The sequence below is a fragment of the Amycolatopsis aidingensis genome (genome assembly GCF_018885265.1).
Classification (GTDB): Bacteria; Actinomycetota; Actinomycetes; order Mycobacteriales; family Pseudonocardiaceae; genus Amycolatopsis; species Amycolatopsis aidingensis.
Map to the genome: position 1 here is coordinate 2,463,024 of NZ_CP076538.1, position 15,724 is coordinate 2,478,747.

The 15,724-nt window shown below is 69.6% G+C and carries 12 protein-coding genes, 1 pseudogene and 2 riboswitches; of the genes and pseudogenes, 11 read left to right on the plus strand and 2 right to left on the minus strand.

The features are described from left to right. Positions 1 to 184 precede the first annotated feature (184 nt). A riboswitch (glycine riboswitch) is annotated at positions 185 to 287 on the plus strand. Beyond that, a riboswitch (glycine riboswitch) is annotated at positions 288 to 393 on the plus strand. Positions 394 to 442: 49 nt separating this feature from the next. From gcvP to KOI47_RS11770, 8 genes and pseudogenes are all read left to right on the plus strand, one after another. Continuing rightward, positions 443 to 3,265 carry an aminomethyl-transferring glycine dehydrogenase gene (gene gcvP, locus KOI47_RS11735; RefSeq protein ID WP_216216006.1) on the plus strand — a complete coding sequence of 941 codons (2,823 nt, stop codon included), beginning with the start codon at positions 443 to 445 and terminating at the stop codon, positions 3,263 to 3,265. 14 nt (positions 3,266 to 3,279) lie between these two features. Continuing rightward, positions 3,280 to 4,383, plus strand: coding sequence for a glycine cleavage system aminomethyltransferase GcvT (gene gcvT, locus KOI47_RS11740; RefSeq protein WP_216216007.1), 1,104 nt, complete (start codon positions 3,280 to 3,282; stop codon positions 4,381 to 4,383). A gap of 14 nt (positions 4,384 to 4,397) precedes the next feature. Further along, positions 4,398 to 4,778 (plus strand): glycine cleavage system protein GcvH, encoded by a 381-nt coding sequence (gene gcvH, locus KOI47_RS11745; RefSeq protein ID WP_216216008.1) that lies wholly within the window; start codon positions 4,398 to 4,400, stop codon positions 4,776 to 4,778. Positions 4,779 to 4,780: 2 nt separating this feature from the next. Next, a complete protein-coding gene (gene glyA / locus KOI47_RS11750; RefSeq protein ID WP_216216009.1) occupies positions 4,781 to 6,052 on the plus strand; it encodes a serine hydroxymethyltransferase in 1,272 nt (423 codons plus the stop codon). Beyond that, positions 6,049 to 7,054 (plus strand): annotated as a pseudogene (gene lipA / locus KOI47_RS11755) (lipoyl synthase). Before glyA ends, lipA begins: the two are co-directional and overlap by 4 nt. Positions 7,055 to 7,063: 9 nt before the next feature. Then, positions 7,064 to 8,440, plus strand: coding sequence for an L-serine ammonia-lyase (locus KOI47_RS11760; RefSeq protein ID WP_216216010.1), 1,377 nt, complete (start codon positions 7,064 to 7,066; stop codon positions 8,438 to 8,440). Between the two features lie 55 nt (positions 8,441 to 8,495). Then, positions 8,496 to 9,215: a FadR/GntR family transcriptional regulator gene (locus KOI47_RS11765; protein WP_216217252.1), complete on the plus strand. Its 720-nt coding sequence runs from the start codon at positions 8,496 to 8,498 to the stop codon at positions 9,213 to 9,215. Between the two features lie 79 nt (positions 9,216 to 9,294). Further along, a complete protein-coding gene (locus tag KOI47_RS11770) occupies positions 9,295 to 11,247 on the plus strand; it encodes a transglycosylase domain-containing protein (protein WP_216216011.1) in 1,953 nt (650 codons plus the stop codon). On the opposite strand, the gene KOI47_RS11775 is transcribed toward KOI47_RS11770, so the two are convergent. Then, complete coding sequence (locus KOI47_RS11775; RefSeq protein ID WP_216216012.1) at positions 11,237 to 11,893, minus strand: O-methyltransferase; 657 nt, start codon at positions 11,891 to 11,893, stop codon at positions 11,237 to 11,239. The two genes, KOI47_RS11770 and KOI47_RS11775, sit on opposite strands and share 11 nt — an antisense overlap. Positions 11,894 to 11,902: 9 nt before the next feature. Further along, positions 11,903 to 12,967 carry an AraC family transcriptional regulator gene (locus KOI47_RS11780; protein WP_216216013.1) on the minus strand — a complete coding sequence of 355 codons (1,065 nt, stop codon included), beginning with the start codon at positions 12,965 to 12,967 and terminating at the stop codon, positions 11,903 to 11,905. A 214-nt stretch (positions 12,968 to 13,181) separates the two neighbouring features. Between KOI47_RS11780 and KOI47_RS11785 the strand changes: the two genes are divergently transcribed. From KOI47_RS11785 to KOI47_RS11795, 3 genes are read left to right on the plus strand one after another with little or no spacing between them, the layout of a single operon-like run. Beyond that, positions 13,182 to 14,375 carry a lipid-transfer protein gene (locus tag KOI47_RS11785; protein ID WP_216216014.1) on the plus strand — a complete coding sequence of 398 codons (1,194 nt, stop codon included), beginning with the start codon at positions 13,182 to 13,184 and terminating at the stop codon, positions 14,373 to 14,375. Between the two features lie 39 nt (positions 14,376 to 14,414). Further along, positions 14,415 to 14,846, plus strand: coding sequence for a type II toxin-antitoxin system Rv0910 family toxin (locus KOI47_RS11790; protein WP_216216015.1), 432 nt, complete (start codon positions 14,415 to 14,417; stop codon positions 14,844 to 14,846). Positions 14,847 to 14,851: 5 nt separating this feature from the next. Then, entirely contained in the window at positions 14,852 to 15,715 is an 864-nt protein-coding gene (locus tag KOI47_RS11795) for a MaoC/PaaZ C-terminal domain-containing protein (protein ID WP_216216016.1), read from the plus strand. Positions 15,716 to 15,724 lie beyond the last annotated feature (9 nt).

Sequence of the window (15,724 nt, forward strand, 5' to 3'; positions counted from 1 at the left end):
GATACACGATCGGGTGATGACGCCCGGCGTGGGCGGGGTTGTTAGCGAGTACCGCCGAACGGGTCAACCACGGCCAATGCCTGGTTCATCACGTAGCGCCGCTGGTGGTAGACGGGTGGCTGCCCCGGCGCGTACTTTACTCCTCTACGGGGATGAGCCCCGGAAACTGAATATCGAGGCCGAACGAGCCGGAGCGGGAGAGTCTCCGTCGCGTCACCAGCGCGGACGGGGCACCGAAGGAGCAAGCTCCCCGCCAATCTCTCAGGTACAGCTACCGCTCAGGCGAGGCCACTCTGGAAAGCAGGCTGACCAGCCTCACCCAAGGTGAAAGCCGTTTGCCGCCGTCAGGCGGCCGGTGGTGAAACTCTCAGGTGCCATGACAGAGGGGGAGTTCCCAGCGGCAACGGGCATGCCCGCCCGCTACGAGAAGAGGAGCTCCCACATGTCGTTCGCGACGCGTCACATCGGCCCCTCCGCTGCCGAGCAGGCCAAGATGCTTGCCGAGTGCGGCTACGGCAGCCTGGACGCGCTGGTCGAGGCGGCCGTGCCGACGGCGATCCGCAGCACCGGCGAGCTGGACCTGCCGCCTGCCGCCACCGAGCAGGAGGCGACCGCCGAACTGCGCGCGCTGGCCGAGCGCAACCGGCCGATGGTGCAGATGATCGGCCTCGGCTACTACGACACCGTCACCCCCTCGGTGATCCGGCGGAACGTGCTGGAGAGCCCGGCCTGGTACACCGCGTACACGCCGTACCAGCCGGAGATCTCCCAGGGCAGGCTCGAGGCCCTACTCAACTTCCAGACCATGGTCGCCGACCTCACCGGCCTGACCACTGCCAACGCCTCGCTGCTCGACGAGTCGACCGCGGTCGCCGAGGCGGTGCTGTTGATGCGAAGGGTGTCCAAGTCGAAGTCCCAGCGGGTGGTGCTGGACGCCGAATGTCTCCCGCAGACCATTGCCGTGGTCCGCACCCGCGCCGAGGCGCTCGGGATCGAGGTGGACGTGCGGGACCTGGCCGAGGACCTGCCCGAGGACGGCTGCTTCGGCGTGGTCGTCCAGTATCCCGGCGCCTCCGGGGTGCTACGTGAGCCCGGCTTCTACACCGAGGTCGGCGCGCGGGCCAAGCAGGCTGGCGCCCTCTACTGCGCGGCGGCCGACCTGCTCGGGCTCACCCTGCTGACCGCCCCCGGCGAGTTCGGCGCCGATCTTGCCGCGGGCACCACCCAGCGGTTCGGCGTGCCGATGGGTTACGGCGGCCCGCATGCCGGTTACCTCGCCGTCCGCGCCGGACTGGAGCGCTCGCTGCCGGGCAGGCTGGTCGGCGTGTCGGTGGACGAGGCGGGCACACCGGCCTACCGGCTCGCGCTGCAGACGCGGGAGCAGCACATCCGCAGGGAGAAGGCCACCAGCAATATCTGCACCGCGCAGGTACTGCCCGCGGTGCTCGCCGCGATGTACGCCGTCTACCACGGCCCGGACGGGCTGGCGGCCATCGCGCGCCGGGTACACGGCCAGGCCGCAGGGCTGGCCGAGGCACTGCGCACCGGCGGGGTGGAGGTGGTGCACCAGCACTTCTTCGACACCGTGCTGGCCAGGGTTCCCGGCCGGGCGGCCGCGGTGGTCTCCGCGGCCAGGGAGGCCGGGATCAATCTCGGCCTTGTCGACGCCGACCATGTCCGGGTGGCCTGCGATGAGGCGACCTCCGGCGCCGTGCTGCGCAAGGTGCTCGTGGCTTTCGGGGCCGAGGCCGAGCCTGCCGTGGCCGACGCGCTCCCGCCGGGACTGGCCCGCGGCGGCGAGTACCTCACCCATGAGGTCTTCCACGCCCACCGCTCGGAGACCGCGATGCTGCGCTACCTGCGCCGGCTCGCGGACCAGGACTACGCGCTGGACCGCGGCATGATCCCGCTCGGCTCCTGCACCATGAAGCTGAACGCGACCACCGAGATGGAGCCGATCAGCTGGCCGGAGTTCGCCGGGCTGCACCCCTTCGCCCCGATCGGGGACGCCGCGGGCTACCGCACACTGGTCGACCAGCTGTGCGGGTGGCTGGCCGAGGTCACCGGGTACGACAGCGTGTCCCTGCAGCCCAACGCGGGCAGCCAGGGTGAGCTGGCTGGCCTGCTGGCTATCCGCGCCTACCATCGGGCGAATGGTCAGCCGGAGCGGGACGTCTGCCTGATCCCTTCCTCGGCGCACGGCACCAACGCCGCCTCCGCCGTACTGGCCGGGATGCGCGTGGTCGTGGTCGCCTGCACCGCGAACGGGGATGTCGACCTGGAGGACCTGCGGGCCAAGGCAGGGGAGCACGCGAACACCCTGGCCGCGATCATGGTGACCTACCCGTCCACGCACGGCGTGTACGAGCAGGGCATCGAGGAGCTCGCGCGGATCGTGCACGACGCGGGCGGGCAGGTGTACGTGGACGGGGCGAACCTGAACGCGCTGCTCGGCCTGGCTGAGCCAGGGCGGTTCGGCGGCGACGTCTCGCACCTGAACCTGCACAAGACCTTCTGCATCCCGCATGGCGGCGGTGGTCCCGGCGTCGGCCCGGTCGCGGTGCGCGCGCATCTGGCGCCCTACCTGCCCAACCACCCGCTGCTGCCGGAGGCGGGCCCGGAAACCGGGGTGGGCCCGATTGCCGGAGCCCCGTTCGGCTCGGCCTCGATCCTGCCGATCTCCTGGGCATATGTCCGGATGATGGGCGCTGCCGGGCTGACCGAAGCCACCAAGGTCGCGGTCCTCACCGCCAACTACGTGGCCGCCCGGCTGTCCGCGCACTACCCGGTGCTCTACACCGGGCAGCACGATCTGGTCGCCCACGAGTGCATCCTCGACCTGCGGGCACTGACCAAACGGACCGGGGTGACCGTGGAGGACGTGGCGAAGCGGCTGATCGACTACGGCTTCCACGCGCCGACCATGTCCTTCCCGGTGGCTGGCACCCTGATGGTGGAGCCGACCGAGAGCGAGGACGTCGGCGAGCTGGATCGTTTCTGCGATGCGATGATCGCGATCCGCAAGGAGATCGACGACGTGGCCGAGGGTCGCTGGCCGGTGGAGCAGAGCCCGCTGCGCGGCGCCCCGCACACCGCGGAGATGCTGGCCCAGGACTGGGACCTGCCCTACGACCGCAAGCTCGCCGCGTTCCCGCAGGCGAAGGCGAAGGGCAAGTACTGGCCGCCGGTGCGCCGGATCGACGGGGCGCACGGCGACCGTAACCTCGTCTGCTCCTGCCCGCCGCTTTCCGCCTACGAGAACTGAGGAGCAGTACCCGGATGACCACGCAGTCTCCACTGCACGAGGTGCACACCGAGCTCGGTGCCTCGTTCACCGACTTCGCCGGCTGGTCCATGCCGGTGCGGTACTCCAGCGAGCTCGCCGAACACAGGGCGGTCCGGGAGACCGCGGGCCAGTTCGACCTCTCGCATATGGCCGAGATCGAGGTGACCGGCCCGGAAGCAGGGCGCGCGCTGAACTACGCCATGGTCGGCAACATCGCCGGTATCAAGGTGGGCAGGGCCCGCTACACCATGCTGTGCCACGAGACCGGCGGCGTGCTGGACGACCTGGTCGTCTACCGCCCCGGTGAGGAACGGTTCATGGTGGTGGCCAACGCGGGCAACGCGGCGGTGGCCGTGACCGAGCTGACCGACCGGGCCCGCGGGTTCGACGCCGTGGTCACCGACCGCTCGGCGGAGACCGCCCTGATCGCCGTGCAGGGCCCCCGGGCCGTCGGCATCCTCCGTGGCCTGCTGGACTCGGTCGAGCTGGAGGGCGGCCTGGACGCGCTGAAGTACTACGCCGCCACCCCCGCGGTGCTGGGCGGGCACGAGCTGCTGCTGGCCCGCACCGGCTACACCGGTGAGGACGGCTTCGAGCTGTTCTGCCCCGCGGGCGAGGCGCCCGCCGTCTGGCGGCTGGTGGCCGAGGCCGGTGAACCGGACGGCCTGCTGCCCGCCGGGCTGGCCTGCCGGGACACCCTGCGGCTGGAGGCAGGCATGCCGCTGTACGGCAACGAGCTGACCGTCCGGCTGACCCCGTTCGAGGCGAACCTCGGCAGGCTGGTGAAATTCGACAAATCGGGTGACTTCGTCGGGCGCACCGCGCTGGAGAAGCACGGCGAACCCGAGCAGGTGCTGGTCGGCCTGCGTGGCACCGGGCGCAGGGCGCCGCGGCACGGTTACCGTGTCCTCGACGGTGAGCAGGAGGTCGGCGAGGTGACCAGCGGGGCGCTGTCCCCGACGCTGGGACACCCCGTCGCGATGGCCTACCTGCCGCCCCGGCTGAGCGAGCCGGGCACCGGCCTCTCCGTCGACATCCGGGGCCGCCTCGAACCGGTCGAGGTCGTCGCCCTGCCCTTCTACAAGCGCGCGAAGTGAGGAAAAGCGGACCGATGAGCAACATCCCGGAGAACCTGAGCTACACCAAGGAGCACGAGTGGCTGAGCGCCGCGGACGGCGTGGCCACCGTCGGCATCACCTCCTTCGCCGCGGAGTCCCTCGGCGACATCGTGTTCGTGCAGCTGCCCGAGGTCGGGGACAACATCACCGCGGGTGAGCCCTGTGGCGAGATCGAGTCCACCAAGTCGGTGAGCGAGCTGTACGCCCCGGTCACCGGCGAGGTCGTGGAGATCAACGAGGCCGCAGCGGACGCGCCCGAAGTGATCAACTCCGACCCCTACGAGCAGGGCTGGCTGTTCCGCGTGCGCACCGAGAGCATGCCGGAACTGCTGGACGCGCAGGAGTACTCGAAGGTCGTCGAGGAAGGAGAGTGAGCATGGACTCGTTCAACGCCAATCTGTCCACTGTGGATCCCGAGGTCGCCGCGGCGGTGGCCGAGGAGCGTAAGCGGCAGCAGAACACCCTGGAAATGATCGCTTCGGAGAACTTCGCCCCGGTTGGCGTGCTCGAGGCGCAGGGATCCGTGCTCACCAACAAGTACGCCGAGGGCTACCCCGGCAGGCGGTACTACGGCGGCTGCGAGCATGTGGACGTCGTCGAGACGCTGGCGCGCGAGCGGGCCAAGGAGCTGTTCGGCGCCGAGTACGCCAACGTGCAGCCGCACTCCGGTGCGCAGGCCAACGCGGCCGCCATGGTCGCCCTGCTCGAGCCGGGGGACACCATCCTCGGTCTCGACCTGGCGCACGGCGGGCACCTCACGCACGGGATGAAGATCAACTTCTCCGGCAAGCTCTACAACGTGGTTCCATACCACGTCGACAAGGAGACCGGCCAGATCGACATGGCCGAGGTGGAGAAGCTGGCCCGCGAGCACAAGCCGAAGCTGATCATCGCAGGCTGGTCGGCCTATCCCCGGCAGCTCGACTTCGCCGAGTTCCGCCGGATCGCCGACGCGGTGGACGCCAAGCTGATGGTGGACATGGCGCATTTCGCCGGCCTGGTCGCGGCCGGGCTGCACCCGAGCCCGGTGCCGCACGCCGACGTGGTGACCACCACCACGCACAAGACCCTCGGCGGGCCGCGCGGCGGCATCATCCTGGCCAAGAAGGAGCTGGCCAAGAAGCTCAACTCGGCGGTGTTCCCCGGTCAGCAGGGCGGGCCGCTGGAGCATGTCATCGCGGCCAAGGCGGTGGCGCTGAAGATCGCCGCGAGTGAGGAGTTCCGGGAGCGGCAACAGCGCGTGCTGGACGGCGCCAAGACGCTGGCCGCCCGGCTGTCCCACCCGGACTGCGTTTCGGCTGGGGTCCGGGTGCTCACCGGTGGCACCGATGTGCACCTGGTGCTGGTGGACCTGGTCAACTCCACCCTGGACGGGCAGCAGGCCGAGGACCGGCTGCACAGCATCGGGATCACGGTCAACCGCAACGCGGTGCCGTTCGACCCGCGTCCGCCGATGGTCACCTCCGGCCTGCGGATCGGTACCCCGGCACTGGCCACCCGCGGGTTCGCCGCCGACGACTTCGCCGAGGTCGCCGACATCATCGCCGCCGCGCTGCGCCCGGACTTCGACGAGGCCACCCAGCAGGAACTGAGTGGCAGGGTCGAGCTGCTGGCCAAGAAGCACCCGTTGTACGCGGACCTGCCATGAGTGGGGTGGCTCCCGACGGTCGGAAGTTGTTGCGTCTTGAGGTGCGTAACAGTGAGACGCCGATTGAGAAGAAGCCGTCGTGGATCAGGACGCGGGTGCGGATGGGTCCGGAGTTCACGGAGTTGAAGGGGTTGGTGCGCCGTGAGGGGTTGCACACGGTGTGTGAGGAGGCGGGGTGCCCGAATATTTATGAGTGTTGGGAGGATCGGGAGGCGACGTTCCTGATTGGTGGGGATCAGTGCACGCGGCGGTGTGATTTCTGTCAGATTGATACGGGTCGGCCTGCGGCGTTGGATGTGGCGGAGCCGCGGAAGGTGGCGGAGAGTGTGCGGGCGATGGGGTTGCGGTATTCGACGGTGACGGGGGTGGCGCGGGATGATCTGGCGGATGGTGGGGCGTGGTTGTATGCGGAGACGGTGCGGCAGATTCATGGGGTGAATCCGGGGACGGGGGTGGAGTTGTTGATCCCGGATTTCAATGCTGATCCGGGTCAGTTGGGGAGGTGTTCTCCTCGGGGCCGGAGGTGCTGGCGCATAATGTGGAGACGGTGCCGCGGTTGTTTCGGCGGGTGCGGCCGGGGTTTCGGTATGAGCGGTCGTTGGAGGTGTTGTCGCGGGCGCGGGATGCGGGGTTGGTGACGAAGTCGAATTTGATTCTGGGGATGGGGGAGTCGCCGGATGAGGTGGAGCCGGCGTTGGCTGATCTGGTGGGGCGGGGTGTGAGATTGTGACGATTACGCAGTATTTGCGGCCTTCGCCGCGGCATTTGCCGGTGGATCGGTGGGTGAAGCCGGAGGAGTTCGTGGCGCATACGCGTACGGCGGAGCGGTTGGGGTTTGCCGGGGTGATGGCGGGTCCGCTGGTGCGGTCGTCGTATCGGGCGGGCCGGTTGTATGCCCAGACCAAGCGGTATCGGGGTGAGTCCCTGCCGGAGGGGCTGGAGCATCTGGACACCCACACCCCCGCCGCCCAGGAAGCCAGCTCCCTCCTGGCAAGACGTTAGGAGCCGACGATGGCCATCAGCGTCTTCGATCTGTTCTCGATCGGAATCGGGCCGTCCAGTTCGCACACCGTGGGCCCGATGCGGGCCGCGCGAACATTCGTGGACGGGCTCGCTGCCGATGGCCTGTTGCGGGAGACGACCAGGGTGCGCGCCGAGTTGTTCGGCTCGCTCGGCGCCACCGGACACGGCCACGGCAGCGACAAGGCCGTCCTGCTCGGCCTCGCGGGCGAGCGGCCGGAGGAGGTGGACACTGACTCCGTGCCCGACCGGGTCGCGGCCATCCGGGAGTCCCGGCGGCTGCTGTTGCGCGGCGAGCACGAGATCTCCTTCGCGGTGGACAAGGACCTGCTGATGCACCGGCGCAGGTCGTTGCCCGCGCACCCGAACGGGATGACCTTCCGGGCCTTCGGTGCGGACGGCGCGGTGCTGCGCGAACGGGTCTACTACTCGGTGGGCGGCGGGTTCGTGCTGGACGAGTCCGCCATGCAGGGCGATCCGGTGATCGTCGAGGACTCGACCCCGGTGCCGCACCCCTTCCGTACCGGAGCCGACCTGCTCGAGCAGTGCCGTACCTCCGGCCTGCCGGTCAGCCAGGTCATGATGCGCAACGAGCTGTGCTGGCGCACGGGGGACGAGATCAAGGCGGGCCTGCTGGAGATCTGGCAGGTGATGGTCGAGTGCGTGCGCAACGGCTGCGAGCACGACGGGGTACTGCCCGGCGGGCTGAAGGTGCCGCGCAGGGCCAAGGCGTTGCACGACAAGCTGCGTGCCCAGGACGGCGCCGGGGACGCCCTGCACGCGATGGACTGGGTCAGCCTGTACGCGCTGGCTGTCAACGAGGAGAACGCCTCCGGCGGGCGGGTGGTGACCGCGCCGACCAACGGCGCCGCCGGCATCATCCCCGCGGTGCTGCACTACTACACCCGGTTCATCCGCACCGCTACCGAGGAGGGTGTGATCACCTTCCTGCTCACCGCGGGTGCGATCGGCTCGGTGCTGAAGCAGACCGGGTCGATCTCCGGGGCCGAGGTCGGTTGCCAGGGCGAGGTCGGCTCCGCCTGCGCGATGGCGGCTGCCGGGCTCACCGAGGTCCTCGGCGGGACCCCGGCGCAGGTGGAGAACGCCGCCGAGATCGGCGTGGAGCATCACCTCGGGCTCACCTGTGATCCGGTGGGTGGGCTGGTGCAGATCCCGTGCATCGAGCGCAACGCCGTCGGTGCCTCGAAGGCCATCCACGCCGCGCGGATGGCGATGTGGGGTGACGGCAGCCATGTCGTCGCGCTGGACAAGGCGATCAAGACCATGCGCGAGACCGGTGCGGACATGAAGGTCAAGTACAAGGAGACCGCGCGCGGCGGGCTCGCCGTGAACGTCATCGAGTGCTGAGCGAACCGCCGCCTACACTCGGTGTCGGATGCCGAGGTAAGGAGAGACGGTGAGTGTGCGGTCCGAAGGCGGATGGAGCGCGGGCGATGCGCTGTTCCGGCCGGTGCGGGCCGGGAACGCCTTCGAGGAAACCGTCGAGCGGCTGCTGCAGGCGATCCGGCTCGGCGTGGTCGGTGCTGGGGAGCGGCTGCCCGCGGAACGCGAGCTGGCCGAGCGCCTCGGGGTGAGCAGGGTGACCCTGCGCGAGGCCATCCGGGCGCTGGCCGACGCCGGGTACGTCACCTCCCGCCGGGGCCGCTACGGCGGCACTTTCGTCACCGAGAACCTGCCCCCGCCGCGGGCCGATGGCAGGCCGCGCGACCCCGCCGCGCTGGAGGACGCGCTCGGCCTGCGGCACGTGCTGGAGACCGGCGCCGCCGAGCTGGCGGCCTCCCGGACGCTGACCCCCGCCGACCGCAGGCATCTCACCAGCACCCTTGCCGATACCGGGTCCGCGGATATCGCCGACTACCGGCGCAGGGACTCCCGGCTGCACCTGGCGATCGCCGAGGTCACCGGCTCCGGCTCGCTGACAACCGCGGTGGCCGACGTGCGGATGCGGATCAACGAGCTGCTGGAGGAGATCCCGTTGCTGGAACCCAACCTCGAGCACTCCAACACCCAGCACGAGGTGGTCGTGGACGCCATCCTTGCCGGCGACCCGGTGGCCGCCCGCCAGGCCATGGCCGAGCACATCGAGGGCACGGCCTCGTTGCTGCGCGGTTTTCTCACCTGAGCAGCTCAACCTCCCTGGCCCGTTCGGCGTACTGAGACCGGTGGCTGATTGACGCCCTACCGGCTCAGGAGGTCGAAAGGTGACGGACTCGGACGAATCGGGCGACCAGGGCGCTACGCCGGCCCGCCGCAAACGGATCTGGCGCCGGATCCGGCGGACCGCTTACTGGGTGACCGGCATCGGGATCGTCGTCCCGGTGCTGGCCTTCCTGGTCGGGTACCTGATCTGGGACGTGCGCGATCCGCACCAGGTGCTGGCCGGGCTGGAGAAGACCGTCGTGCTGGAGTACGCCGACGGCAGCGAGTTACTGAAGCTCACCCCGGAGGACGGGGACCGCCGGTTCGTGCCGTACCAGGAGGTGCCGCGGCGGCTGCGGGAGGCGATCATCGCGGTGGAGGACCCGACGTTCTGGGAGAACGAGGGTTTCGACCCGGCGGGCATCGCCAGGGCCGCGATCACCGGGGTCGGCGGCGGCTCCGGGATCACCCAGCAGTACATCAAGAAGTCCACCGGCGAGGATCAGGCGACCTACCTGCGCAAGTTCAAGGAACTGGTGCTGGCCACCAAGATCACCCAGGAGCAGCGCAAGGAGGAGATCTTCGAGAGCTATGTCAACATCATCTCCTTCGGGCGGAACACGCACGGCCCGGCGGCCGCGATCGAGGCCTACTTCGGCAAGTCCATCGAGGACGGTCTCAGTTGGAGCCAGGCCGCCTTCCTCGCCGGGATGATCCAGTCGCCCTCGGTGCACGACCCGGCGGTCTCCGGCCATGCGCACGCCAAGAAGCGCTGGGAGTACGTGATGGCCAAGCTGGTCGAGCGCGGTTACCTGGAGCCTTCCGAGCGCGCCCGGATCAGCTACCCCGGCGACGAGATCGCCGATCCGGCCGAGAGCAGGGCCGGTCAGCTCAGCTATACCGAGTACCACATCAAGCAACGGGTGCTGGCCGAGCTGGAGCGGGAAGGGGTGCCCATGGACCGGCTGCGGCGGGAGGGGATGCGGATCGAGACCACCATCGACCCCGGCGCCCAGGCGGAGAGCGAGCGGGTGGTGCGCGAACGGCTGGCGGGCCAGCCGGACCACCTGCGTGCCGCACTGGTCGCGGTGGCACCGGAAACCGGGGCCGTGGTCGCCTACCACGGTGGCTCCTGGAACGTGCGCGACTATGCGGCCACCCCGCGACCACCGGGGTCGGCCTTCCACCCGTTCGTCACGGTGGCCGGGCTCCGGCAGGGCAGCGGGATCGAGAAGACCTTTCCCGCCCCGCACCGGATGCATTTCGGTGGGGAGGAGTTCCGTAACGCGACCGACTGCGCGAGTACCGAGCGCTGCTCGGTCCGGGAGGCCACCAGGGTGTCGGCCGACACCCCGTTCGTCGCGATGACCAAGGCCTTCGGCGCGGAGAACGTCAGTGAGGCCGCAAGGGACGCCGGTATCCCGGCGGAGATCGCGGGCGAGCCGACCCTGCGCGAGCCGGACGGCGTCTCGATCGGCCCCGGGATCGCGGTGGGCCGCTACCCCGTGCGCCCGCTCGACCTCGCAGGCGCCTACGCCACCTTCGCCGGGCAGGGCATGCGTGTGCGGCCGCATTTCGTGGCCAGGGTGCGGGACGAGGACGGCGAGGTGGCCTGGCAGCGCAGGCCGTCCGGGGTACCCGCCTTCGGCACTGGGCCGGAGAGCTCCGGCCGGGACGCCCGGATCGCCGCCGAGGTGACCGCCTCCCTGCGCGAGGTCGGCGAGCGCAGCGCGGACCTGCCGGGTGGTCGGCCCGCGGCGGCGAAGGCGGGTACGCACCGGTTCGCGGGCACCGGGGACAACTCCGCGGCCTGGATGGCCGGGTACACCCCGCAGCTGGCCACCGCCGTCTGGGTCGGAGCCGACCGGGAACGCAGGCTCCGGGACGCCCGCAACGAGCGGGTGACCGGCGAGACGATCCCGGCGGACATCTGGCGGTCCTTCATGGCGGACTACCACCGGGACCTTCCGGTTAGCAGGCTGCCACCGGCGCCCCCGCCCCGGGTCAGCCGGTGACGAGCGCGATGGTGAGCCCGTCGTAGCCCTTGCCGCCGACCGTCTGCAACGCGGTCGCGTCCACGTTCGGCTCACCCGCGATCAGCTCGTGCAGCCGGTGGATCCCCTCGGTCGCGGCGTCCCGCTCGTCCTCCCGCACGATCTGCCCCCTGCGTACCACGTTGTCCACCACGATCACACTGCCCGGTTCGGACCGTTCCAGCGCGGCCCGGAAGTACTCGGCGCTGTTCTCCTTGTCCGCGTCGATGAAGGTGAGGCCGAACGGGCCCTCGATCCCGGGCAGGACCTCCAGAGCCTTGCCGAGCCGGACCTCGACCAGATCGGAAAGGCCCGCCCGGTCCAGATTGGCCTCGGCCACCTCGGCATGCCGCTGGTCCGCCTCCAGGGTCACCAGATGGCCGCCAGGGGGCAGCGCCCTGGCGAGCCAGATCGTGCTGTACCCACCCAGGGTGCCGATCTCCAGGATGCGGCGCGCTCCGGACATCCTGGCCAGCAGATTGAGTAGTTTGCCCTGGTTCGGTGCCACCGCGATGGACGGCAGGCCGGCGTCCTCGCTCGCCTTGATCGCGGCATCCAGCGCCGGATCGGCGGGGATCAGCCGCTCGGCGAAGTAGTCGTCGACCGCGTTCCACAGTTGCTGGTTCATGCCTCCTCCCTAGCACCGGCCGGCCGGTGCCGCCCGCTTGCCAGGGTGAAATGAGCTGGGAGTCGCACCCGTCCAGCGTTTGAACGCCCTGCGGAAGGCGCTGGGTTCGGAGAAGCCGAGACGCTCGGCCAGTGAGCTGACCGAGCCCTTTCCCGCGGTGAGCATGGAGATCGCGACATCCCGGAACAGCTCCGCACGGATGTCGGCGAACGAGGTCCGTTCCCTGGCCAGCCTGCGCCGCAGGGTCTGCTGGCTGATCCGCAGCCTGGCGGCCACCTCGGCCGGGGTCGCGACCTCGCCGCCGAGGCTGCGCTCCAGGATCCGCCGTACCTGGTCGGCGACGCTGGCCCCGGTGTCCGCGCGGCCGTACACCAGCTCCGATGGCGAGCCGAGCAGAAGCCCGCGCAGGGCCCGCTCGTCCTGTACCACCGGCGCCTCCAGCGAACCCGGCTCGAACACCAGCGCGGGCCCTTCCGCATCGAACCGGATGGGGCAGCCGAAGGTCAGCGGGTAGTCCCCGGCATGCTCCGGGGCGGGGTAGGGCAGTTCGACTCCACGCAGCCGGGCGCGGCCGCCGATGAGCCAGCCGCTGAAGTGGCACGCCAGCCGCAGCACCGACTCGCTGAGGAACCGGTCCGGATCCGCGGCCGGATCGACCGCACACTCGAAGCGGGCTTCCCGCTGGTCGCGGACCAGGCGCAGCTCCGGGGTGCCGGGCAGCAGCCGGTAGAACCGGCACATCCTGGCGAGCGCGCCCGCGAGATGTTCGGCGTGCACGGCGCTCTGGCACATCACGGCGAACGCACCGCGCGGCACCGGCTGCCGGGCGCGGCCGAGGAACTCGTCGTCCAGCGCCTCGATCAGCACCCGGACCACAGCGGTGAACTGCTGCACGCTCACCACGGCCCTTGCGGTGGCGAGCACGGGGGAGATCCCCGCCCTGGCGAGCAGCTCGGCCACGTCGAGGCCACGGCGCCGGGCACCGAGCAGCGCGGCCTCGACGTAGTGCGCGGGAACCGTCCCCGGCCTCGGCTCCTCGCCCGGCGGCGCGCTCCGGTCACGCTGAACGGTCATCCCTCGCTCCCTGCGTCCGGCACCTCGGTTCGGATCGCGGCGGAGTTTAACTTGCGAACACAACGGAAGGTAACTGTACGAACGGGTGACCGGTTGGCCCTGCTGGACCGGCGGTGAACTGCTAAAGTAGCCAACCCTAGTCAACATACAATCCGGTTGGTATGTTTGTGTACATCCGCGTGGGAGCGAGCAGCCGAGCAGCGAGGGAGCCCCGGTGAGCACCAAGACATACGTCGTCGGCGTCGGGATGACGAAGTTCGAGAAGCCGGGCCGCCGTGCGGACTGGGACTACCCTGCGATGGCCAAGGAGTCCGGTGAGCTCGCGCTCTCCGACGCCGGGATCGGCTACGAGCGGGTGGAACAGGCCTACGTCGGCTACGTCTACGGCGAGTCCACCTCCGGCCAGCGGGCCGTCTACGAGCTCGGCCTGACCGGCATCCCGGTGGTGAACGTGAACAACAACTGCTCCACCGGCTCGACCGCGCTGTTCCTGGCCGCGCAGGCGGTGCGCAGCGGCACGGTGGACTGCGCGCTGGCACTCGGGTTCGAGAAGATGCAGCCCGGCTCGCTCGGCAGCACCTACGACGACCGCGAGCAGCCCATGCTCAAGCACATCCTCGCGCTGGCCGAGCTGCATGAGGTGGCGATGCCGCCCGCACCGTGGATGTTCGGCGCGGCCGGGCGGGAGCATATGGACACCTACGGCACCACCCCGGAGCAGTTCGCCAGGATCGGCGAGAAGAACCACCGGCACTCGGTGCACAATCCGTACGCGCAGTTCCAGGACTCCTACACCTTGCAGGACATCCTGGACGCGCAGGTGATCTACGAACCACTGACGAAGCTGCAGTGCTCGCCGACATCGGACGGCTCCGGCGCCGCGATCATCGCCAGCGAGGACTTCGTGGACCGGCACGGCCTCGCCGGGCAGGCGGTGGAGATCGTCGGCCAGTCCATGGTCACCGATATGCGCAGCACCTTCGAGGACAACTCTGCCATTAGCCTGGTCGGCGGCAAGATGACCAGGGCGGCTGCGGACGCGGTTTACCAGCGTTCCGGTCTCGAACCCTCCGATGTGGACGTCATCGAGCTGCACGACTGCTTCTCCACCAACGAGCTGATCACCTACGAGGCGCTCCGCCTGTGCCCGGAGGGCGAGGGCGGCAAGCTGGTCGACGCCGGGGACACCACCTATGGCGGCAGGTGGGTCGTCAATCCCTCCGGCGGCCTGATCTCCAAGGGACATCCGCTCGGGGCGACCGGGCTGGCCCAGTGTGCCGAGCTCACCTGGCAGCTGCGCGGAACCGCGGGGAATCGCCAGGTCACGGACGCCAAGGTGGCCCTGCAACACAACATCGGGCTCGGTGGTGCGGTTGTGGTGACCGCCTACCGGCCCGCCGAACGCTGAGCTATCCACCGCACACCGAAACAGGAAGGCAAGGACGCCATGGGCCAGATCAACGCTTCGGTCGACCTTCCCGGCACACCGCAGCAGGTGTGGGAGGTCTTCTCCGACCCGAACAACTTCGAGAAATGGCTGACCATCCACACCAAGTGGAAGGGCGAGGTGCCCGCGGAGTTCAAGCAGGGCAGCAAGGTCACCGAGGTGGTCACCATGATGGGCATGCCGAACACCATCGAGTGGACAGTGGACACTTACGATGCACCGTCCACACTGTCCATTTCCGGAACCGGGATGGCCGGGGTGAAGGTGCGGTTCGACCTTTCCGTGCAGGAGGCCCCCGGCGGTTCGAAGGCCACCATCGACGCCGAGTTCACCGGCCAGATGATCGTGGGCGCGCTGGGCAAGGCCGTGGAGAAGGACGGCAAGAAGAACCTGGACCAGTCCATGGAGAAGCTCAAGGAACTGCTGGGCTGATCGGGATGGCTGCGGAGGAACTGGGCTTCGACCCGAGCGGGCTGGACACCTGGACCGAGGAGCACCGGTTCGAGGTGACCAGGGAACGGATCGTGGAGTACGCCAAGGCCACCAACGACCCCATCGAGGCGCACCTCGCGGGTGAGGTCGCACCGCCGGTGTTCGCCATCGTGCCGGTGTTCCAGGCGCTGATGGAGCCGGCGCTGGAGGTCGTCCCGGTGGAGCTGATCCCGCGCCTGGTGCACGGGGAGCAGGACTTCCTGTTCCATCGGCCGTTGCGGCCGGGGGACAAGCTGGTCTCCCGCGGGAAGATGACCGGCTACCAGGGCTTGCCGAACGGCACCGCCTCGGCGATCTACCTGGAATGCCGAACCGAGAGCGGGGAACTGGTCAACGAGCAGTACGTGACCGCGTTCTTCCGCAAGTTCGACGCCGGTGCGGCGGTCGGCACCCTTGCCCCTGAGCACAAATTCGACGAGTCCCTGCGCGAGCAGCCGCCGGTGGCGGAGGTGCGGCAGCATGTGGACACCGACCAGACCTTCCGGTACGGCCCCGCGGCCGGTGATCCGATGCCGATCCACCTGGACGAGGAGATCGCCAAGGCCGCCGGTCTGCCGGGGATCATCGCGCACGGCCTGTGCACCATGGCCTTCACCTCCTGGGCGGTGCTGACCGAGGTCGCAGGCGGGCGCGGCGACCGGCTGAAGCGGCTCGCCGTGCGGTTCTCCAAGCCGGTGCTGCCCGGCCAGGACATCATCACCCGGATCTGGCGGGCCGGGCAGCCGGAGCGGGGCGTCAGCTATGCCTTCGAGACCACGGCGGGCACGGAGCTCGTGATCAAGGACGGCCTTGCCGTCGTAGCGGACTGAGAGGTAACC